The 21798-nt window shown below is 60.2% G+C and carries 22 protein-coding genes; 2 read left to right on the top strand and 20 right to left on the bottom strand.

Annotated elements, in window-relative coordinates:
- Positions 1-220 precede the first annotated feature (220 nt).
- Positions 221-2230, bottom strand: a complete 2010-nt coding sequence (locus ACGHEN_RS04825; RefSeq protein WP_390397670.1) for a fructose-specific PTS transporter subunit EIIC — start codon at positions 2228-2230, stop codon at positions 221-223.
- 273 nt (positions 2231-2503) lie between these two features.
- On the opposite strand from ACGHEN_RS04825, the gene ACGHEN_RS04820 reads away from it, so the two are divergent.
- The gene (locus ACGHEN_RS04820; protein ID WP_390397668.1) at positions 2504-3361 is read left to right on the top strand and encodes a MurR/RpiR family transcriptional regulator; all 858 of its coding nucleotides are present in this window, start codon (positions 2504-2506) and stop codon (positions 3359-3361) included.
- A 262-nt stretch (positions 3362-3623) separates the two neighbouring features.
- On the opposite strand, the gene ACGHEN_RS04815 is transcribed toward ACGHEN_RS04820, so the two are convergent.
- The 14 genes from ACGHEN_RS04815 to alaS all read right to left on the bottom strand — a co-directional run bounded on the left by ACGHEN_RS04815 (position 3624) and on the right by alaS (position 16733).
- A complete protein-coding gene (locus tag ACGHEN_RS04815) occupies positions 3624-5252 on the bottom strand; it encodes a DNA repair protein RecN (protein ID WP_390397665.1) in 1629 nt (542 codons plus the stop codon).
- Complete coding sequence (locus ACGHEN_RS04810; protein ID WP_390397663.1) at positions 5242-6102, bottom strand: NAD(+)/NADH kinase; 861 nt, start codon at positions 6100-6102, stop codon at positions 5242-5244. The genes ACGHEN_RS04815 and ACGHEN_RS04810 overlap by 11 nt, the downstream gene beginning before the upstream one ends.
- Positions 6099-6902, bottom strand: a complete 804-nt coding sequence (locus tag ACGHEN_RS04805; protein WP_390399371.1) for a TlyA family RNA methyltransferase — start codon at positions 6900-6902, stop codon at positions 6099-6101. Before ACGHEN_RS04805 ends, ACGHEN_RS04810 begins: the two co-directional genes overlap by 4 nt.
- Before the next feature lie 8 nt (positions 6903-6910).
- Positions 6911-7177 carry an exodeoxyribonuclease VII small subunit gene (locus ACGHEN_RS04800; RefSeq protein WP_390397661.1) on the bottom strand — a complete coding sequence of 89 codons (267 nt, stop codon included), beginning with the start codon at positions 7175-7177 and terminating at the stop codon, positions 6911-6913.
- A 2-nt stretch (positions 7178-7179) separates the two neighbouring features.
- Entirely contained in the window at positions 7180-7764 is a 585-nt protein-coding gene (gene nusB, locus ACGHEN_RS04795) for a transcription antitermination factor NusB (RefSeq protein WP_390397659.1), read from the bottom strand.
- Between the two features lie 3 nt (positions 7765-7767).
- A complete protein-coding gene (locus tag ACGHEN_RS04790) occupies positions 7768-8130 on the bottom strand; it encodes an Asp23/Gls24 family envelope stress response protein (protein ID WP_390397657.1) in 363 nt (120 codons plus the stop codon).
- A 24-nt stretch (positions 8131-8154) separates the two neighbouring features.
- Entirely contained in the window at positions 8155-8718 is a 564-nt protein-coding gene (gene efp / locus ACGHEN_RS04785; protein WP_117583455.1) for an elongation factor P, read from the bottom strand.
- A 160-nt stretch (positions 8719-8878) separates the two neighbouring features.
- Positions 8879-10009, bottom strand: a complete 1131-nt coding sequence (locus ACGHEN_RS04780; RefSeq protein ID WP_390397653.1) for a M24 family metallopeptidase — start codon at positions 10007-10009, stop codon at positions 8879-8881.
- A 132-nt stretch (positions 10010-10141) separates the two neighbouring features.
- Positions 10142-11251 (bottom strand): hypothetical protein, encoded by a 1110-nt coding sequence (locus ACGHEN_RS04775; protein WP_390397650.1) that lies wholly within the window; start codon positions 11249-11251, stop codon positions 10142-10144.
- Complete coding sequence (locus ACGHEN_RS04770; protein ID WP_118237438.1) at positions 11248-11781, bottom strand: shikimate kinase; 534 nt, start codon at positions 11779-11781, stop codon at positions 11248-11250. Before ACGHEN_RS04770 ends, ACGHEN_RS04775 begins: the two co-directional genes overlap by 4 nt.
- Before the next feature lie 8 nt (positions 11782-11789).
- Positions 11790-12287, bottom strand: a complete 498-nt coding sequence (locus ACGHEN_RS04765) for a YqeG family HAD IIIA-type phosphatase (protein ID WP_390397647.1) — start codon at positions 12285-12287, stop codon at positions 11790-11792.
- Positions 12288-12289: 2 nt separating this feature from the next.
- The gene (gene mltG, locus ACGHEN_RS04760) at positions 12290-13312 is read right to left on the bottom strand and encodes an endolytic transglycosylase MltG (protein ID WP_118237442.1); all 1023 of its coding nucleotides are present in this window, start codon (positions 13310-13312) and stop codon (positions 12290-12292) included.
- A 325-nt stretch (positions 13313-13637) separates the two neighbouring features.
- On the bottom strand, positions 13638-14066 hold the full coding sequence (gene ruvX, locus ACGHEN_RS04755; RefSeq protein WP_118237444.1) for a Holliday junction resolvase RuvX: 429 nt from the start codon (positions 14064-14066) through the stop codon (positions 13638-13640).
- A gap of 9 nt (positions 14067-14075) precedes the next feature.
- Entirely contained in the window at positions 14076-16733 is a 2658-nt protein-coding gene (gene alaS, locus ACGHEN_RS04750; protein WP_390397644.1) for an alanine--tRNA ligase, read from the bottom strand.
- A 194-nt stretch (positions 16734-16927) separates the two neighbouring features.
- On the opposite strand from alaS, the gene ACGHEN_RS04745 reads away from it, so the two are divergent.
- A complete protein-coding gene (locus ACGHEN_RS04745; RefSeq protein ID WP_118237448.1) occupies positions 16928-17167 on the top strand; it encodes a hypothetical protein in 240 nt (79 codons plus the stop codon).
- Between the two features lie 6 nt (positions 17168-17173).
- On the opposite strand, the gene ACGHEN_RS04740 is transcribed toward ACGHEN_RS04745, so the two are convergent.
- From ACGHEN_RS04740 to ACGHEN_RS04720, 5 genes are all read right to left on the bottom strand, one after another.
- Positions 17174-18586, bottom strand: a complete 1413-nt coding sequence (locus tag ACGHEN_RS04740) for an AI-2E family transporter (RefSeq protein ID WP_118237450.1) — start codon at positions 18584-18586, stop codon at positions 17174-17176.
- The gene (locus ACGHEN_RS04735) at positions 18583-19374 is read right to left on the bottom strand and encodes an RNA polymerase sigma factor SigF (RefSeq protein ID WP_118237452.1); all 792 of its coding nucleotides are present in this window, start codon (positions 19372-19374) and stop codon (positions 18583-18585) included. Before ACGHEN_RS04735 ends, ACGHEN_RS04740 begins: the two co-directional genes overlap by 4 nt.
- A gap of 1 nt (position 19375) precedes the next feature.
- Positions 19376-19753, bottom strand: a complete 378-nt coding sequence (locus tag ACGHEN_RS04730; protein ID WP_022094590.1) for a hypothetical protein — start codon at positions 19751-19753, stop codon at positions 19376-19378.
- On the bottom strand, positions 19746-20339 hold the full coding sequence (locus ACGHEN_RS04725; RefSeq protein ID WP_390397640.1) for a hypothetical protein: 594 nt from the start codon (positions 20337-20339) through the stop codon (positions 19746-19748). The genes ACGHEN_RS04730 and ACGHEN_RS04725 overlap by 8 nt, the downstream gene beginning before the upstream one ends.
- A 95-nt stretch (positions 20340-20434) precedes the next feature.
- Positions 20435-21784 carry a replication-associated recombination protein A gene (locus tag ACGHEN_RS04720; protein ID WP_118237456.1) on the bottom strand — a complete coding sequence of 450 codons (1350 nt, stop codon included), beginning with the start codon at positions 21782-21784 and terminating at the stop codon, positions 20435-20437.
- Positions 21785-21798: the final 14 nt, after the last annotated feature.

The following is a 21798-nucleotide window of genomic DNA, read 5'->3' as shown; positions in this document are numbered from 1 at the left end:
GAATTCTGGCTGAATATTTATCCGCACGGACGATCCGATAGACAGGCCGCGCTATCCCCTTCTTCTAACTTGCGGTGATAATATGGATTGAATTTGGGGTTGAATCGTTTAAACAGTCCCTATTTCACCGCAACTTGTGGGAAGGGTAGAAAAAGGCGGGGACTCCTGGTGGAGTCCCCGCCTTATATACAAGGGGCGATGTTATTCGCGAGATGCGAGATTAGACCAGACGGGCGTTGATCGTCTTGGCGATCTCGGCGGCGTCGGTGGAACCCTTGACGGTGGCACGGAAGCCCTCGTCCATAAGCGCCTCGGCGACCTTGGACAGGATCTTGAGGTGCGTGGTGCCGGCCTGGGCACCGGGAATAAGCAGGGCGATAGCCACGTTGACGGGAGCGCCATCCATGGTGTCCCAACCGGTCACGCCAGAGTCGTCCTTGACGACGATGACGGCGGCATCGGTAATGGCATCGGACTTGGCATGCGGAATGGCGAAGCCCTCCATCATGCCCGTGGAGCCCTCGGCCTCGCGGGCCAGGAAGGCATTCATCACGGCATCGGCGTCGTCAGCGACACCGGCCTTGACAGCCTGGTTGGAGACAAAGCTCAGGGCCTCGTCACGAGAAGCGAAGTTCTCGGCGACAAAAACGTTCTCGACCTTCACGAAATCGGCAGCCTCGGCCTTGGGAGCCTCGACGGCAGCGGCCTTGGGGGCCTCGACCGGCTTAGCGGGAGCGGCAGGAGCGGCCTTCTGGCTCTTCTCGAAGTCATACTTCTTGAAAGCGACGAACAGGATGCCACCGACCACAGCGCCGATGAGGATCGCGAGGACCCACAGCGGACCGTTCTCGACAACGGGCAGGACCAGGAAGCCACCGTGGGGCGCCGGATCGTGAACGTTGAACATAATGGTCAGGATCGAGGCGATGGAGGAACCGAGCATCATGATGGGCATGACGGGCCAGATGTTCTTGGTCATGAACGGAATGGCGCCCTCGGTGATGTGGGTGCAACCAAGGATGAGGTTGACGACACCGGCGTCATGATCCTCCTGGCTGAAGTACTTCTTGCCGACGATGACGGCAAAGGTGGTGATCAGCGGCGGAACGATGCAGGCGGCAGAGACGGCAGCCATGAAGTTGGTGCCGAAGTTGTAGGTGTCGGTGCCGACACCAGCAGCCAGGGCCTCGGTGAGCATGGCGGTACCGGTGACGTAAGCAGCCTTGTTGACCGGGCCGCCCATGTCAAAGGCGCACATGCAACCAATAGCAAGACCCAGGACAACAGCGCCAGAGGCAGACAGACCCTTGAGGAAGTCCATCATGGCGGTGTTGATGGCAGCCATGGGGCCGGAGATGCCGAGCATGACCAGACCGACGATAGCAGTCGAGAACAGCGGGTACAGGAAGATGGCCTTGAGGCCGTCCAGGTTCTTGGGCAGACCGGCAAAGACCTTCTCGAGCAGCAAGATGACATAACCAGCGAGGAAGCCGCCGACGATGCCGCCGAGGAAGCCGAAGCCCACGCCCGTGCCGCCAGCATCGATCATGTGTGTATCGGCGTTAACGGGCAGGCCCTGGATGGCGATCATACCGGCAACAAAGCCGGGAACGAGCGCCGGGCGCTTGCCGATGGACTCGGCGATGTAGGCGGAAAGCACGGGAACCATGAGGTTCATGGCAATGCCGCCGATGATCTTGAGCATAGCGGCGAAGCTGTTGTAGTCGGCAGCCGTCGAATCGAAGGACGTGATGCCCCACAGGAACGAAACAGCGGTCAGGACACCACCGGCAACGACGAAGACCAGCATGTGGCTGACGCCGTTCATGAGGTGCTTATAGATGATGTGGCCGATGGACTCCTTCTCCTCGACCTCATCCTCGACATCGGCAGCAGCCGCAACCGTGTCGTCGCCCTTGGCGGCAAGGGCACGATCGATCAGCTTGCCGGCAGCCTCGACGGACAGGGCCTTGGAAACACCAACGGAAACCATGGGCTTACCGGCGAAACGCTCCGCCTGGACATCCTTATCGGCTGCGACGACGACGGCCTTGGCACCAGCGATCTCACTCTTGGTGAGCTCGTTCTCGACACCGACCTGGCCATGGGTCTCGACCTTAATGGTCAGACCGCGCTCGGCAGCTGCCTTCTCCAGCGCCTCCTTCGCCATGAAGGTGTGCGCGATACCGGTCGGGCAACCGGTGGCGGCGATGATGTCAAACTTAGCCATGTGTCCCTCCTTCTTGAGTACAGCGCCCGCGGGCGCTCCCCTACACGCGCTTCAATGCGCGTTTTTTCACATCTGAAAGATACCAACCCACCGCTTATATGAGAAGCAATACAGCTCATTTCTCCGGTGAAAGGTTCTTTCATTACCGTAAACGGTCGATGAAAGTTTACCATCAACTATTGAAACGGCAAGGTGTATCTTGTAATTGAAAATGCCCGTATACTACGACATTACAAAACAAGTCCGATTTTCATGCCAGCCAGGAGCCATCCCATGTCCGATAGCAGCAAGAGCGCACTCTCCCTTATTAGTATGCACAGGGGGTACAGCGAGTCCGAGCAGCGCATTGTCGACTATATCCTAGAGCACCAGTCCGAGGCCCCGCGTCTGACAGCCGCCCAGCTTTCGCGCGCCGCTGCAACCTCCGAGGCAACCGTCTCGCGCTTCTGCCGCAAACTGGGTTTTGGCAGTTTTCGCAGTTTCCAGTTTTCACTAGCGCGCGATCTGGAAAGCCAGCGCAATGAAGGCCTCACCGACGAGGTCTCGCTCGACAATATGGAGCAGAGCCTCAAGAATATTCTCGCTGCCAAGGTCAGCGAACTCAATGCGACTATCGATGGCATTGATCACGACACGTTGGCAGCCGTCGTGCACGCGTTTAAGAACGCAGGGGCTATCGAGTTTGCTGCCGTAGGCAACACCAACGCCGTCGCGCTCGACGCGACGTTTAAGTTTTCGCAGCTGGGCCTTCGCTGTATGGCAAGCACCATCAGCGAGACCTCGATTGGTTTTGCGCTTACGCTGCGCCCCGGAGATGTCATCGTGCTGATCTCGAACTCCGGCAAGTCGCGTCGACTGAATCGCATGGCAAAAGCGGCTCGCGGCTGTGGCGCCACCGTTGTCGTCATCAGCAGCGACAGCAAGTCCCCGCTTGCTCGCCTGGCCGACTACACCTTTAATACTGTGAACCACGAGGCACTGCTCACCACGGGCGACTTTGCGTTCTCCAAGATGAGTGCCACGATGATCATCGAGGTTATCTACAACTTCCTGCTGCCCGAGATTGAAGACGCCCGCGAGCATATCAGCTACTACGAGGAGCTCATCCAGCCGGATAAGGTCGTGGAGTAGGTTTTATCAGGGGACGTTATGTACCATTCCGATAAAACTATGCCGGTTTACTACGATGAAATCGGAATATGCGACCACATCGTGTTTTAAAAGAAAACCGCAGGGGTTCTACCTGCGGTTTTCTTTTTACAATTTTAGCTGTGCTCGAGCTACGCCGATTCATCGTAGTAAACCGACATAGTTTTTGACGGTCGGGCCAGACAAGCAAGTGGCGGTGCAACAATTGCTGATATTTTGTCCCCGTCAACACTGTCGGCTCGTTCTAACCTCGAGCCTCTTCCAGCATCTGCTTGGCGTGTGCCAGGCTTGCCTCCGATTGATCGCCGCTCAGCATGCGGGCGATCTCTGCGATGCGGGCGTCCCCGGCCACCTCATCCAGATGCGTCTGGGGAACGTCGCCGGGCTCTTTACTTACCACGTAGTGCTTATCGGCCATGACGGCGACCTGCGCCAGGTGGGTTACGACAATCACCTGATGCGTAGCGGCGAGATCTGCCAGCACGCTCGCGAGGGCACGTGCGGTAGAGCCGCCGACACCTGCATCGACCTCGTCGAACACCAGCGTATCCACGCCGTCCGCGTTACCGAGAACGACCTTGCTCGCCAGCATGACGCGGCTCAGCTCGCCGCCCGACGCAATGCGGCGCAGGGGGCGCGGCGTCAATCCGGCACCACTGCGATACAAAAGCTCATAGCTCGAAGGCCCCGCCAGCGTCCATTCGGCACGCGGAAGATCGCGCGACTCCCAAACGAGCTCGGCGTCGCCCATCTCCAGGCGCGCCATCTGACGGCCAACCTCGTGGCAAAAGCGAGGGGCTGCGGTATTCCGCACGCGTTTAAGCGCCTTGGCAGCAGCAAAAAGCTCGCGTTCGGCACACCCGAGCGCCTCGCGAGCCTTCTTGATCCGCTCATCACCATCATCGACCAGCGACAACAGCTCTTGTGAGCGGTCGCGCATGGCAAAGACATCGTCCATGGTGGGCCCCCACTGACGCAGTAGGGCCTTAAGATCGGAATAGCGCTCGCGCATACGAGCCAGCTCGCGCGGATCGAAGGCGACCCCATCGCGATAGGTGCGCAGCTCGTTGGCACAATCCTCAAGCGAGATACAGGCATCCGAAAGCGCATCGGCGATATCACCCAGCTTGCGGTCGACGGCCGCCATGCGGGAAAGCTCCGCCACGGCACTGTTCACGGCATCGAGCGCTCCCCCTTCAGCTGCAAGCGATGCATGGGCATCGTTGGCCGTGGCCACCAACACCTCAGCATGCTCGGAGCGCGGCAGCAGCTCCTCGAGCTCCTCATACTCGCCCGGTTTGGGGTCGACCTCGGCGATGCGCTCCAGGGCGAAGCGCGCCTCCTCGACGCGACTCCCCTGCGCACGCGAGGCCTCTTCGACGCGGCGAAGCTCCTTGGCGGCGGCACGCGAAGCCTTAAAGCAGGTGCGATACTTCTCGAGCGCCTCAAGCGCCGCGCGCCCAGCCCAAGCATCGACCATGGCAACGTGGTGCGCCGGGTCGAGCAGGCGCTGGTGCTCGTGCTGGCCGCAAAGATCCATCATCACGCCGACGCGCTCCGAAAGTTCGCGCACGCTGGCGATGCGGCCGTCAATTTTTACACGGCTGCGGCCCTCGGCAGAAAGGCTGCGCTGCACGGTGAAGCCCTCCGTGTCGTGCGGGCCATCAAACAGGCGCGCCTCGACGCTGGCAAGTGCCTCGCCCTCGCGCACCGTCGACGAATCCGCGCGCTCGCCCAAAATGAGCTTGAGTGCCGAGAGCAGCGCGGTCTTACCGGCGCCGGTTTCTCCAGTCAGAACCGTTAGACCCGCGCTCGGAACCAACGTCGCCTCGCGAATGAGTGCAATGTTGGAAACCTGCAGCTCATCGATCATGACGCACTCCGTAGAACACGCGGCTCACCGAGTTATAGAAGCTCTCGGGGCCGTAATCCAGCAGCAGCACATCGCCGGGACCGCGACGCACGGCCACGCTCTCGACCGTGCCATCGCAGGTAATAAACTGTCCATCGATGGCAATCGCCGGCACGCTCGGACGATCATCTGACATAAAGATCTCGACGACATCGCTCGGCGAAGTCAAGAAAGCGCGAGCCTGAATGGTATGCGGGGCGATGGGCACACAGACCATGCCCGTGTAATCGGGGCTGACGATGGGGCCGCCGGCGGAAAGCGCGTAGCCGGTGGAGCCGGTCGCCGTCGAAACGACGACGCCGTCACCACGCAGGCGGTCGATATGATGGCCGGACACCGTGATGTCGAACTCGACCATATCGGACAGGGGTCCGCGCGTAAGCGCCATATCGTTGAGGGCAAACGTGCGCACGACATCCTTCGTACCGTCTTCGCGTACCGAGACGATATCGGCGGCGATGGTGGCGCGGCGACTCACATGGAGCTCGCCGGACAGGGCATCACTCACGACCTGCAAAATGTCGCGCTCCTCGGGGCTCGCGGCCGTCAAAAAACCCAAATGACCATAGGAAAGACCCAAAATGGGAATCTCGCGGTAGTTGAGAATGCGGGCGGCGCGCAGCAGCGTACCGTCGCCGCCGAGCGTAATGACCAGGTCGGCATCGTCAACATCGGGCGTACTCTGGATCTTGGAGCGCTGATCGGCAGCCCATGCGACCTCGTAGCCCTGGCGCGAAAGCCAAAGCTCGAGCATCAGGCCGCTCTCGACCGCCTCTTGTTTGTAGTAATTGGGAACCAGAAAGACCTTCATAGCGTTGCAGCTTTCTCGCTCAAAACCGATACCTGGGATTGCAGCTCGTCGTCGGTGCGGTCACCGGTGGCAAACCTCGTGCCGTACAGGAAAAACTCAACGTTGCCCTTGGCGCCATGGATGGGCGACACGCACACGTCGAGCGGGAACAGGCCCTTGGCGGCAAAGAGTTCAATCGCCGCCACGAGCGTATCGCGGCGGACGGCGGGGTCGGTCACGATACCGCCCTCGCCCACCAGCGAAGCCGGCGCCTCAAACTGGGGCTTTACAAGCGTGCAAAACGAACCCGAAGGCTTCAGGCACGCCAGCACGGCGTCGATGATATTCGCGATACTCGTAAACGACACGTCGCAGACAGCCAAGTCGATAGAGCCGCCATAGCCGAGCTCGGGCAGCTGCGTCACGTTGGTGCGCTCGTGGAGCGTCACGCGCTCGTCTTGGCGAAGCGACCAATCAAACTGAGCGCGACCCACATCGACCGAAACGACTGTGGCGGCGCCGCGCTTGAGCAGGCAATCGGTAAAGCCGCCCGTGGAGCATCCCACATCGAGGCAGGCAAGGCCCGTGGGATCGATACAAAACGCATCGAGCGCGCCCTCGAGCTTGAGCCCGCCGCGCCCAACGTAGGGAATACGACCCTTCACGTGCAACGGCAGGCCCGGCGTCACCTTAAGGCCCGGTGAGGTCAAACGCTCGCCGCCACTCGAGACCAAGCCGGCCATAAGAGTGCGAAGGGCATCCGCGCGATCGGCGCAGATGCCCTGTGAAATCAGTTCGTCATCGAGACGCACACGTTTCATGAATGCCATCAACCATTCGTATCCGGAGACGCGGCCTGGCTATCCTGGGATTCGTTTGCCGCATCCTCATCGTATTCCTGCTCGAGCTTATCGGCCTCACGAGGCGTTAACTCAAACTTATCGACCATATCGACCGCACGGGAGCCCAGCTCGATCGCCTCGTCAAACAGATCGAGCGAACGCTCCAGGGACGTATCCTTGGAGCGAACGGTCGCGATAATCTGGTCCAAGCGGTTCGAGATCTCGTCGAAGTTGCGGACGGAACCCTCTGGCATGGCTACTCCTTGACGGTACCGGTCTCGGCCTCGGCGACCTCGGCATCCTCGTCGAGAACGCCGGCCGCAGCCTGAGCGGCGGCAACCTTGGCGGCAGCCTCGGCGGCCTGGGCCTCCTCGCGGGCACGGTCCTCGGCCAGTAGCTCCTGATAGAGGTCCTCGCCCGGCAGCTCCTCGCTACGAGCGATCTTGCCCAGCACGCCGTTGACAAACGACGCGGACTGGTCGGTGCCATAGGCCTTGGCAAGCTCGACAGCCTCGTTGATCACGATGGCATCCGAGACCTCCTCGTCGGTGAGGAAGCGCATCTCATAGACGGCGATGCGCAGCAGATTGCGATCGGCACCGGGCATGCGCATAAGATCCCAGTTCTTGGCGACGGAGCGCAGGGCGCAGTCGATGCGGTCGATGTGCTCGTAGGCACCGCGGCACAGCTCCAGCGCGTAGGGGTCGAGGGGACCCTTCGAGATCAGGAAATCGCCCTCGAGGACGCGCTCGAGCGGGCTGTCCGTGGCCTCGGCCTGGAACAGCAGCTGCAGCGCCTGACTGCGGGCAAGCGTACGCCCGCGATAAACCTTAAGGCTCAAAGGTTACTCCTTGGGGAAAACGAGGCCGTCGATGCAAACGTCAACGCGCTCGACCTCGACGCCCACCTGGGCATCGATGGCGGCGACCACGGCGGCGCGAACGGCCTCGGCGAGTTTCTTGAACGGATAGCCAAAGAACACCACGACGCGCACGGTAAGTGCGAGCTTGTCGCCGATGACCTTGGCCTCGACCGCCGGCTCGGAAGCCGGGGCCTTGGACGAAAGCATCATGGAGACAAGGTTGGTGGCAAGGTCCTTGACGCCCACGGAGGCGATGCCCTCGACATCCGTGACGGCGCGCGAGACGATGGCGGTCAGAACATCGGGCGAAATGCCGATGCCGTCAATCTTGATTTCCTGGGGCATGAGTCCTCCTAGAAGAGTCGGTTGCTAGACGCGGGAGACGAACTTGCCGTCGCGGGTGTCAACCTTGATGACCTCGCCCTCGTTGAGGTACATGGGGACCTGGATGACAGCGCCGGTGTCGATGGTGGCCGGCTTGGTGGAACCCTGGACGGTGTCGCCCTTAAAGCCCGGGTCGGTCTGGACGATGGTGGTCTCGATGAACATCGGCGGGGTCACGCCCATGAGCTCGTCGTCGGCGAAGAGCAACTGGCAGGTGTCGTTCTCGCGCAGCCACTTGGCGTTCTCGCCCACCATGTCCTCGGGAACGGGAACCTGCTCGTAAGACTCGTTATCCATGAAGATGTAGTCGGCGCCGTCGTTGTAGAGGTACTGGAACTCACGGGTGGTGAGCATGACGCTCTCGAACTTGGTGCCGGCGTTGCAGGTGTTCTCGACGACGCGGCCGCTCTTGATGTCGCGGGTCTTGTAGCGCACGAAAGCGCCGCCCTTGCCCGGCTTGACGTGCTGGAACTCGACGATGGTGTAGACCTTGTCCTTAATGCGGAGACCGAGGCCGTTCTTGAAGTCGGCGGTAGAGATAGTAGGCATAGCGACCTTTCTTGTTATTGGCTAGACGCACAAACGTCCAAATTACATACGAGCGAAATTATACACTTGCAGACGGCGGCTGCGGCGAGCGCATAAAAAGAGAACGCGGGACGCCCGAATCGATCCGGACGCCCCGCCTCCAAAAACCCAAATGGATGGTTTAGCAATCGATAATATGCAGGTCGTGCGGGGTCTTGGTGAAGGGCTCATAGCCGTTCTCGGTGACGACGCCGTAGTCCTCCAGGCGAACGCCGCCCACGCCGGGCAGGTACACGCCGGGCTCCATGGTGATAACCGAGCCGACCTCGATGATATTCTTGCTACGGTTGAAGTTAGGCAGCTCGTGGATGTCGATGCCCACGCCGTGGCCCAGACCATGGTTGTAGTAATCGCCATAGCCGGCATCGCCGATGATCTTCTTGGAAAGCTTGAAAATGTCGTTGCCCTCGACGCCCGGATGGATGGCGGCGACGCACTCCTCATGGGTGCGGCGCACGAGCGCGTACAGGTCGAGCTGCTCCTGGGTGGGCTCGCCCATCACGACAGTGCGCGTCATGTCGGAGCGGTAGTCGCAGTAGCCCGCACCGTAATCCATGAGGACAAAGTCGCCCTTCTCGATCACGCGGTCGCTCGGGACGGCATGCGGATTGGCGGTGTTGGGACCGCTCGCGACGATGGAGCCAAAGGCCAGGCTGTCGGCGCCGTTGGCGAACATAAAGTTCTCGAGCTCGTTGCGGACCTGTTTCTCGGTCATGCCGGGCTTAATAAAGCCGAGCATGTGCTGGAAGGCAGCATCGGTGATCGACTGCGCGTGGCGCATGAGCTCGATCTCCTCTGCATCCTTGATGGCACGCATCTTGCGGATGTCGTCATGCATCAGCGGCAGCATGCAGGCAACGGAGCGGTCCTCCAGACCACGCTGAATACCCTGGTAGAAGTTAATCTGCATGTCATCCTCGACGGCGCAGACGCGGCATTTGTTGACCGCAATCTTGCCGGCGACCCAGCCGGGGATGGTGCCCTCGTCCATGTCGTAGACCCAGGGGCTGCCGGCGGGCGTGTTCTCCTCAAAACTGTTGAGATAGCGCGAGTCGGTGTGGAACAGGCACTGATCGGCCGTAATAAACGCGGCGTGAGGGAACTCGAAGGTGTAATCGAAGACGCCCTTCACGCCCGTGAGCCAACGGAGATTGGCCTCGTCGCGCACGACGATGGCGTCGTAGCCGCGCTCGGCCATCAGGGCACGGACGCGTTCGATACGACCGGCAGGACCGGCAGCAAACTCAGACATGCAGATTCCTTTCTTGTTGTCCTCATAAAAGCGGGACGGGTCCCAATCGAAAGACGGATTCGCACGCGATCCGCAACCGATTGAAAACCCGCACCTCAACATGATACGAAAGACGATGGATGTCAATAAAACTTAGAGAAGTTCTTTGCGAGAAGCCAAGTAGGCGTGAGCATGGCGCTCAAGAACCTCGTCCTCAACGCTCGTTAGACGAATGGCGCCAAGTGCCGCGGGCAGCGGCAACATGCTGCGGTTCGAGCGGGCGAACTGCTGCTTGCGGAACTCCTCGATATATGCGGCAGGCTCCAGATCGAAGGCAAGCTCCTCGATACCAAAGTCCTCCAGGCAGTCATCAACCTCAAACACGTAGTCGATATCGAAGTCGCAGGCATCATGTGCTAGGCGCGCCTCAAAGCGCATACCCTCGGAAAGGAGCTGGTATGCGGGGACCTGCGAAGCGGCATCGCCCAAGCAGGCGCGCAGGGTACGCTCCCCCGTCTTGCCAAAATCGAGCGCATGGCGGGCGCTCGGGTTCGTGGCCATCAGTACGTCCTTGCGGGCAGTCTGAGACCACTGAACGGCATTGACGAGCGCGACTTCCTCGCCAGCGAGAATCTCGGGGACGGTCTCGGTAAACTGATTCCAACGGGACTTGCTGCTCGAAAGCATGGTGCCAACAAGTACCGCATAACCGAGCTTGAGGTCCTCGGGGTCCGCTTCGCGAACAAGTTCGAGGTCACACACGACCAAGCCCGGCTCGGGACGGAACGCGATAGCGGGAAGCGCATTCGCCGACGAGGCGACGAGTGGCTTCATGGTCGTCGCGACCGTGAGCATGGCGTCGAACGTCGTCGGCAGCAAGGCGCACTCGGTGCGTCCGCACCACTGGTTGGCGCACCAGCAAACGACCGAGCAGGTCGCCGTGTCACCGACAGCGACAACGAGATCGTCGCAGGTAATGCCGTTAGCCGACAGGGCGCCAAAAACGGTATCGGCATCGGCCAGCGTAGCACCGGCAGGCGAAACCTCGAGGACAAGCGGCGACACGGCAAAACCGGCGTCGACCAGCGCATGCTCGACAACCTCGCCAAAACGCTCGGATGTGGCGCTGTTCCAAACCACCATCGCCCGCTTGGGTTTGCCCACAGCCGAGGCAAACATGCGCGACAGCTCCTCGAACGCGCCCAATCCGACGCGGACATCGACACTGCGGTTTTGGAAATTGATAAGTTGACGGCGAATCATAGCAGTCCACGCTCCAAAAGCATCTCGGCACAAAGGTAGGAAACGTCCTCGAAGGACTTGTTGCGAATATCAAGGGTAATATCGGCGGCCTGGCGATACAGCGGACGGCGATGTTCAAACAGGCGCGCAGCATGCTCGGGTGAGCGGAAATCGGGCCGGGTATCGGAGCGGCGGATCTGGCGCAACGAATCCTCAAAGTCGCCTTCGAGGTACACACAGGTACCCATCTTGTGCATCAGCTCAATGTTCACCGGCGTCTCGACGATGCCACCCCCGCACGATACCAGCAGGCTGCGCTCGCTTTGAAGCGAACGGAGTGCCGAGGTCTCGAGTTCGCGAAAACGATCCTCGCCCTCGGTCTCAAATATCTCGGTCACCGACTTGCCGCATCGACGCACAACCAAACGATCGGTATCGATGAATCGACGCTTGAACATCGTGCCCACGTTGCGCGCAAGCGTCGACTTGCCCGCACCCAAAAAGCCGATAAAGAAGATATGGTCGCAGCCGTGTTTGATGTGCTGAGACATGGCGAAACCTATTCCTCGCAGGGAAGGTCGCGCAGGGCCCGGCGCTCAAAGATACGGAAGATCTGCGTGTACCACAGGTCCTGGGTTGCCTGCGGCTTAACCAGAATAGTGTCAACGCCGGCAAAGTTACCGCCCCACACGTCCGTATAAAGCTGGTCACCGATCAGCACGGCCTCGTCGGCCGTGGCCCCCAGGCGCTTAAGACCCGCCTTCAGGGCAAACGGGGCGGGCTTCATGGCATGGCTGATGGCCTCGAGCCCCAGCTCGCGCGCCGACGCCATGACCTGGTCGCGATGCCAGTTATTGGACACCATGCACAGCTTAAAGCCCTTGGCATGGGCGGCCTCGAGCCAAGCGGAGACCGCAGTGGGTACCTGCTCGGTATCACGCGGCACCAGGGTGTTGTCGCGATCGAGCAGAATGGCGCGCTTGCCATCGGCCCAAAGGGTATCGAGGTCGATGCGGTCGACCGAGGCAACATATCGTTTGGGGCTGAAAATCCTCATGTTTAATTCCAAGACTGTTGGTGCTCTTCGTAGGTCTGCGAGAAATACTCCTCGTCCTGCGTAATGTAGAAATACAGGTCATCGGAGTCGGTGGGCTCAAGGGTGGCCTTGAGCGCCTCGAGCGACGGAGAGCAGATGGGCGTGGGCGGCAGCCCCTCATGCTTATAGGTGTTGTACGGACTATCGCTCTGAAGGTCGTCGGCGGTAACCTCGCCGCCGGTGACATACATCATGGTCGCATCGCTATTGAGGTAGCGCAGACCGTCGAGCTTGCCGGCAAGACGGTTGTAAAACACCGAGGCGACATGCGCGCGCTGCTCGGCGTTGAGGCCCTCGCGCTCAACGATGGAAGCGAGATTGATGATATCGTAATCGGACATCTCCACGCCGTAGCGCTCCTTGATCTTGGCCTCGCAACCGGCAAAGTCGAGCGATTTATACTCGGTGTTGAACTGATCGAGCATGGCTCGGATGACATCATCGGCACTTGGGTCCTTGCCCAACGAGTAGGTCTTAGGGAACAGGAAGCCCTCGAGCGAATCGTTCGCAGCGCCTTTCAGGAACGCATAGTCGTTCACATAATTGCTGGCCTTCGCCTGGTTGAGGAAGTCCTCTTTGGAGATACTGTCGTAGGCCTGGGCCACGCGGTCGGCAACCTGGTCGACCGTCAGGCCCTCGGGGATTGTCAGCGCATCGGAGCCGGCATTGGGGCCCTCCATGAGCTGCTGGACGACCTTAGTCGCATCCATCAGCGTCGTGAACGAGTACGTGCCAGGTTTAAGCGACATGTCCGCGTTGAGCTTTTTGACCGCCGCATAGTAATCCTTGGGATTCTCGACAATATGGTTCTCGGAGAGAATCGAAGCGATGCTGTCACCCGAGGCACCATCGGGAATAGTGATAGTAACCTGCTGGCCAGCAGTGACTTTCGCATCCTCACCAGCAAAAAAGCCCTTGACAGCTGGCACGACAAAGAAAACGATCGCGACAAGCGCAAGCACGGCGACGACGCCACCGATAATCATAGGCACCGGGGAGCTTTTCTTTTGGGCACCACGGCGAGCGCGCGTGTTATAGCTCGAGCGCGTAGCCGGAGCAACGCCGTGCGAGCCATGAGTATGATGTGCGTGGGAGCGTGATTGCGGTGCCTGTCCCTGCGTACGCTGGGCAGGAGCCTGCTGCTTAAAGCGGGAACCGCCCGCGGGCTGCGCGGGACGAGCGGCGGGCTGTTGAGCAGTACGCCGAGTAGGTTGAGCCGAACGCTGCGTCGGTTGCATCGGACGCTGACCGGACGATACAGGGCGTGGCGCAGGCTGTCGTGTACGATTCGGCTGGCGCGGATCGAAAGCGCTAGACATGCGAAACCTCCTCGTTTTTACGATCGAGCCATGTCTGCAAGAACAGGCTGGCGGCGATCATGTCGATCTTGCCCCTCATCTGCTTTTCGTTGAGTCCCTGCTCGCGCAGGATACGCTTGGCCTCTTGCGAGGACAGGCGCTCGTCCTCAAACTCCAGCGGAAGATCGAGCTCGTCGGCAATCTTTTGCGCTATGGCGGCAACGCGCTCGGCCTGGGGGCCAGGCTCGCCGGCCATGGTCAGGGGACGCCCGCTTACCAAGATGTCGGGCTCATAGTCCTCGACCAGGTAACGGAACGTCTTGGCCATACCGGTAACCTCAGCGGCCGGAAGCACCTTGACGGGCATCGCCATCTTGCCATCACGGCTCGAGACGGCGATGCCGATCCTGGTCTCCCCTATGTCCAGCGCGAGCGCGACCACAGCGACTACTTAGGCGCCGAGCGCGGTCTTGGCGGCCGCGAGGGCATCGGCGATACCGGCAGCGTTCTTGCCACCGGCCTGGGCCATGTTGGGACGGCCGCCACCGCGACCATCGACCAGACCCGCGATCTGCTTGATCACGTTGCCGGCGTGGAAACCGGCCTTCACGGCGTCATCGGAGCCGGCGGCGAGCAGGGCCGGGGTGCCCTTCTCGGTCACGCTGGCAACAACACAGGCAACGGGACCGGCGACCTTCTGGTGCACGGTATCCCAAACGTTGCGCAGGTCGGCGGCCTCAAGGCCCTGGAGCTCAGCGACGACGAGCTTATAGCCGTCGAGCTCGACGGCACCCTCGATGGCGCTGGAGATAGCGTCGGAGGAGCCACCGGTCAGCGCCTTCTTGAGCTTGTTAGACGTCTCGCGCAGCTCGGCCTGCAGGTTCTCCACACGAGCGGGAACCTCGTCAACGCGGCACTTGAGCGCAGCGGCAGCGGCGTCAACGAGTGCCAGGCGGTCGGCCATGTAGTCGAGGGCGCCCTTAGAGGTAACGGCCTCGATACGGCGGACGTTCGAGCCCGTGGAGGACTCGGAGATAATCTTGAATAGGCCGATCTCGGCAGTGTTGGCAGTATGCGTACCACCGCAGAGCTCGCGGGAGAACGGCTGGTCCTCGGCGCCCACGGAAACGACGCGGACGACGTCGCCGTATTTCTCGCCAAAGAGGGCGACAGCACCGGCGGCCTTGGCCTCGTCGATGCCCATGACACGGGTCACGACCGGCTTGGAAGCGAAAATCTGCTGGTTAACCAGGTCCTCGACAGCCTTGAGCTGCTCGGAAGACAGGGCCTCGAAGTGCGTGAAGTCAAAGCGCAGGTGCTCGGGCGTCACCAGAGAGCCGGCCTGGGAGACATGCTCGCCCAGTACCTGCTTAAGCGCAGCGTCGAGCAGATGCGTGGCGGTGTGGTTGCGGCGCAGGAAACCACGGCGCTCGGCGTCGAGCGCGGCGGTCACGGTAGCACCGACGGTCAGCGTACCCCCGGCAACGTGCGCGACGTGGGCATACAGGCCGTTGTGGTTCTTGGTGTCGGCAACGGTCAGAACAACGCCCTCGGCGGAAAGCTCGCCGGCGTCGCCCTGCTGGCCGCCCATCTCGGCGTAGAACGGGGTGCGGTCGAGCACGACGTCGACGTCCTCGCCCGCGGCGGCAGACTCGACGGACTCGCCGTTGCGCACGATGGCGACAACCTTGGCGCCCTCGATAACGTCGTTGTCGTAGCCGTCAAAGTCGGTCGCAGCGACCTTGTCGGAAAGCTCGACCCACACGTCGTTGAAGCTGCCCCAGGCATCGCCCTTGGCGTTGGCACGGGCGCGGGCCTTCTGGTCCTCCATGCAAGCGGTGAAGCCGTCCATGTCGACGTCATGGCCAGCGGCGCCCGCGATCTCAACGGTCAGGTCGATGGGGAAACCAAAGGTATCGTGCAGCTTAAAGGCGACCTCGCCCGGAAGCACGGCGCCCTCGGCAAGAGCAGCCAGGGCCTCGTCCAGGTAGACGCGGCCGTTGTCGAGCGTCGTGGAGAAGCGCTCCTCCTCAGAGGCGACGATACCCTTGACAAGTGCGACGTTCTTGAGCAGCTCGGGATAGGCCTCGCCCATCTGAGCGTTGACCTCGTCGATGAACTTGGTCAGGAAGGCGCCCTCGATGCCCAGCAGGCGACCGTGGAACACGGCGCGGCGGAGCAGGCGGCGAAGGACGTACTCGCGGCCCTCGTTACCGGGCAGGATGCCGTCCGAGATCATAAAGTCGACGGCACGGGAGTGATCGGCGATGATGCGCAGCGAGCGGCTGGCGCCGGAGTAATCGTCGGCGTCATAGGTCTTGCCGCTGATCTTCTCACCGAGCTTGATGAGGTGCTGCATCAGATCGCCGTCGTAGTTGGCGGTCTTGTGCTGCATGATGGCGGCCATGCGCTCCAGACCCATGCCCGTATCGAGGTTGCGGTGCGGCAGCTCCGGCATGGAGCCGTCCTCCTGGCGGTCGTACTGGGTAAACACGAGGTTCCAGAACTCAAGGAAGCGGTCACAGTCGCAGCCGGGCTTGCAGTCGGGGCTACCGCAGCCGACCTCCTCGCCCATGTCAAAGTAGATCTCGGAGCACGGACCGCAGGGACCGGTGGGGCCAGCGGCCCAGAAGTTGTCGTCCTCGCCAAGGCGCGAGATGTGATCCTCGGCAACGCCCAGGGAGCGCCACACGTCGTGGGTCTCGTCGTCCTCGGTAAAGACGGTGAAGTACAGGCGGTCGAGCGGCAGCTTGAACTCCTTGGTGATAAGCTCGAAGGCCCAAGCGCAAGCCTGCTGCTTGGAGACGCCACCAAAGGAGAAGTCGCCGAGCATCTCAAAGAACGAGAGGTGACGGCCGTCCTCGCCGATGCAGTCGATGTCGTTGGTGCGGACACACTTCTGGCAGGAGATCGCGCCGATCTCCTTCATGGCCTTCTTGCCCTGGTAGTACTCCTTAAACTGGTTCATGCCGGCGTTGGCAAGCAGCAGCGAGGGGTCGTCGGGAACAAGGGACGAAGAAGGATAGAGCTTAAGACCGCGCTCCTCAAAGAAGTTGAGGAACTTGGAGCGGATCTCGGCCGTAGTCATTGACGGGTAGTCAGCACTCATAGAGGGAATCTCCTCGGTTTCACATCGAAACAGTTCAAACGTAACGATATTACCATCCCGCCGCGCAAGTGCAAAAAAGAGGGCCAACATAAAGCCGACCCTACAGCGAAAGTGCACGTTATTTAGGAGTATGCGATGCTTTGAAAAAGGCTACTGTATAATTACATATAAGATTCACCCGGAAGGAGCGATCGATGAAAAGCAAACGATTTGTCCTGAATGCACTTCTGGTTGTAGCACTTTTAGCGCTTTTGGCTTTCTCCTGCTGGTACGCAAACCAACCAGCATTTGGCTACGTATTGTATGCAGTAATGTCCGGCGATAAAGCCTATTACACTCTACGCGCAATTGACGTTCTCTTTTTCTATGTAGCCGGCCCCTTATCAATCGCTTTGCTCGCGTTTCTTGTCATTTACAACTTCAAGAAACGCTAGCGGTGCCTATTTGGAATCCGAATCGTCCATGGAGCCGTCGATGCCGGTTTTGGTATCGTCGTCCGAGTTGGAGTCATCGTCCTTGGCGAAGGGATTCTTGAAAAAGCTCGTCGCATCGGGCTGCAGGCCCGAGAGCTTGATCCAGGGATTCTCGAGCTCGGGCTTGGGCATCGCCTGGGCCTCGGGCGCGGTCTCGTTGCCGATGAGCTCGGACTCGTAAATGAACGTATCGTCTCCAAGCGCGTCGTAGGCGGCGACCGGGTTGCCCTCGGCATCGCGATATGGCGTGCCCTTAAATACAGCGCCGTCGTATGCCACGAGCTGGCGACCGGTCTCGTTCTCAAAGTAGTAGACGAAAATGCCCTTGAGGGCCGCGCACAGCGGAATGGCGATGACCATGCCGATGGGACCCATAAGTGCCGAACCAATAACGAGGGCCGTCAGGCTCATGATGGGATGCACCTGCACCGAACTCTGCATGACCTTGGGGGAAATGACGTTATCGGTGACGTTTTGAGCCACCATGGTCACAACGAGCGTCCACAACGCCAGCATGGGGCTGAACATAAAGCCGAGCACCGTGGCGATCGCCGCGCTTACCCAAGGACCGACAACCGGGACCAAGTGCATGATGCCGGTAAAGATGGCCATGAGTGCCGCGTAGGGATGGCCAATGAGCGTAAAGCCGATAAAGGCGAGGATGCCACCGCAGATGGACGTCACGACCATGCCGCGCATATAACCGCCGACCGAGCGCGAAAGAATCGCGACCATAAAGCGGTACGAGGTCTCTTTTTCCTGTCCGATGATGGTACAGACCTCGTGGTGCATACGGGGATAATCGCAGGCAAGCCAGTAGGCAAGCACCAAACCCAGGAAGATTACGAACAGCTGCGAGGCCGTGTTGGTGATCAGCGGGAACACGCCGCGACCGAGCTCAGCGGCGATTTGCGATACGTACTTGGACGCCACAGTAACCAGCGAGGACAGATTATCGTCCAGGTACTCCTTGAGCGGCGTGTTGTTGAGCGTCTTAGCGTGCGAAATCATCTCGTTGAGATCACCGCCCGCAACGCGAAGCTGCTCAGGCAGACGGCTCAGGACTTCCATAATCTGACCGAGCAAAATAGGCGACAGGATGCAGACGACGCCGACGAGCACTGCCACAACCACGATCAGCGCGATGAGCGAACCGATGCCACGACCGACGCCGTGATGCTCGAGCCAGTTAGTGATCGGCGACATCACAAAAGCGATGATGGAACCGACAGCGAGAAACTCGATAACAGGCGCCAGGATACCCATAAGGTTAAAGATGACGGCTGCGATGACAATGCAGCCAACGACAGCCCAAATGCGAAGCGTCAGAATACGAGTATCACGCAGCGTGCGGTCGGTTTGTTGGGGGTGCTCAATCATGAACGAACCATCACTCCGTCGGGGTCGATCTTGTCCTGTATCTTCTTAAGGGTACGGCGCAGCAGGCGCGAAACCTGCACCTGCGAGATACCCAGCTTCTTGGCGATCTCGATCTGGGTCATGCCCTTCACAAAGCGCAGCTCGATAACCTCACGCTCACGCGGCGAGAAATCGCGGATGGCTTCCTCGATCACCAGGCGGTCATCGGTAAAATCGAGCTCGTTGTCGTCATCGGCATAGCGGTCGAGAATCGAGGGGGCATCATCGGAATCGGACGCGCCAGGAGCCTCGATGGGCACCGAGGTATAGGCCGAAGACGATTCCATGGCCTCCAGCACCTCGTCGACGGTCACACCCAGGTACTCAGCGATTTCTTCAACCTTAGGCGAGCGCTGCAACTCATTGGTGAGCTTGTCGGTGGCCTGGTTGACCTTGGCAGAAAGCTCCTGCAAACGGCGCGGCACGCGCACGCTCCAGCCCTTATCACGGAAGTGACGCTTAATCTCGCCCAGGATGGTAGGCGTGGCAAACGTCGTGAACTCGAGTCCGCGCTCGGGGTCAAAGCGGTCGATAGCTTTGAGCAAACCCAGATAGCCGACCTGCATGAGGTCGTCGAGCGGCTCGCCGCGGTTCTTAAATTTGTTGGCAAGAAACCTTACCAGGTTCATATGGGACATGACGAGCTGCTCACGTGCGTCCGGATCACCGGTCTCTTTGTAGCGACGAAACAGCTCGCGGGTTTTCTCCTTGTCCCAAGCGGTCTTACCGCTCCGGGAACGTTCGGTCATATTAGATATCCGCCTTGAGGTCGAGGGAAAGCGTCAGGGGCGCCGCAGTCTTTTCGTAGGAATCGCACACGCTTGCCAGAATGAGCTCGGCATACACGGCAGCCTGATCATCCTCATCGACAGTCGCCTGGTCACCAAAGGTAAAGGTCATGCCCACGTGCGATTCGTCGACGTCGAATTTGATCGAAATGTCGTCAGAATCAACGGCCGTGCAGCCAAAGATGAAGGCCTCCTCGGCAGCCATACGGATATCCTCGATGCGATCGACGGACATAGAGCACAGCGCACCGACATTTGCCGCCGTCATGCGCACAAGGCGCGCCAGACGCGGATCCCCGGCAACAGTCAGCGTGATGGGGCAAGTTGCTTCGCTACTCATCGCAGGACTCCTCGGAGGTCTCGGCGGGCGTATAGGTGTAATACTGAGCAGGCTTGGCTGCGGGCTTCTGAGCCGCAACCGCACCATCGGCGGCCTCGTCCTCAGCCTCACCAATCAGAACGCGCTCGATAGGCTGCTCGGCCTCGGTGGCGGCAGCGGCGAGCTTGCGATCGGCGTCGGCTGCAGGAGCCTTCACCTTATTGAAAAGCTTCTGCACGGCGCCAGCAGCAGAATCAGTCACGCTCGACACAGCGTTGCTTGCCTCGGCCATGGTGCCCGTGACCTCAGAGATGTCGCGAACGACCGCCTCAACCTCAACGAGGTTGGACGTCAGGGCGTCAACGGCAGTCTTGCTCGACTTAAGCAGCGGCTCCATCTGGGCAAGTGCGGGCGTAAGCTCGTCAACGGCACCATCGAGCTTTGCCACCACAGGCTGAGCCTCGGCGATGGTGTTGTTAAGGTCGCTCACGGTCTTATCGAGCGAATCAACGACGGTGCGGGTCTTTCGCAGTGTGAGCGCGAGCTCGATAACAGCCCACACACCGGCAACGGCGAGCAGCAGCAGGGCGATTTGAATGGGACTCATACAAGCCTCCCGAAGGAATCGAAATACAAACGCTGTTCATGGTACCCCAAAGAAGGGGAAAGATACCCAAAGGGGATGTGCGAGGTGCCAATGACCTACTTGGGCGCATTGCCGCTACGGTCGCGCTCGCTTTGCTCTACGCGCCACTCTTCCCAGCCGCGGCCGGCAGGCTGCCAAAACGCACCGCGCTCCAACCCCTCGGGCAAATAACGCTGATCGACCCAGCCTTCGGGATAATCATGCGGATACTTATACACACCGTATTCGTCGCTGCCCGGGCGATGACGATCGCGCAGATAACTCGGCACCTCGCGGAGCCCACTTGAATGGATATCGGCCAACGCCGCATCGATCGAAGCCTCGCACGCGTTGGATTTAGGCGCCAAGCACACATAGAGAGCAGCCTGAGCCAGATTAATACGGCACTCGGGATAGCCAATGACCTCGGCAGACTTAAACGCGGCATGCGCCACCAAAAGCGCCTGTGGGTCGGCGTTGCCAACATCCTCAGAAGCCTGAATCATAATACGACGAGCGATAAACTTAGGATCCTCCCCCGCGTCAATCATGCGCGCGAGCCAATAAATCGTGGCATCGGGGTCGCTACCGCGCATAGACTTAATAAACGCACTGATGATGTCGTAGTGCATGTCACCGTTTTTGTCGTACGAAAAGCCACGGCGCGGATTGGCAATCTTCACGTCGTCAACAGTGATGGGATAGCGCTCCCCCGCCGCCGGCGCGGGCGTTCCCTCGGTATCGGGGCGCGTGACGGCAATCTCGCTCGCAAGCTCAAGCGTCGTGAGCGCCGATCGAGCGTCACCCGCTGCCAGTGTGCAAATGGTCTTAACCGTATCCTCATCGGCCGAGAACTTACCGTTCAAACCCTGCGGCGCCTCGAGCGCACGCTCAATAAGCGTGGCGATATCCTCGTCTTTAAGATGCTCAAGTTCCACCACGCGACCGCGCGAGAGCAATGCCGAGTTGACCTCGAAGTACGGATTCTCCGTCGTGGCGCCAATCATAATGACGGTACGGTTCTCAACTGCATGCAGCAGGGCATCCTGCTGCGACTTGGAAAAGCGATGAATCTCATCGATAAAAAGAATGGTGCGGCGGTCGTACGTATTCAGGCGCGTCTTAGCCTCGTCGATCACGCGACGAAGATCCTTTACGGTGCCCGTCACAGCGCTGACCTCGACAAACTCGCTCTTAGTATGGTTGGCGATAATATGTGCCAGCGTCGTCTTGCCCGTACCGGCCGGCCCATACAAAATCACACTCGACAGCACGTCGTGCTCAATCGCGGCACGCAACCACGAACCCTTACCGACGGCCTTTTGCTGGCCCACATACTCGTCGAGCGAATTGGGCCGCATGCGCACCGCAAGCGGCGCATTCTGAAAGGAACGCTCGCGCGTCGAAGCAGAAAAAAGGTCGTCCATAGCCATCCCGTGCG

The organism is Collinsella sp. i06-0019-1H4, assembly GCF_042849575.1.
GTDB lineage: Bacteria > Actinomycetota > Coriobacteriia > Coriobacteriales > Coriobacteriaceae > Collinsella.
This window is presented reverse-complemented; position numbering and strand designations above follow the sequence as displayed.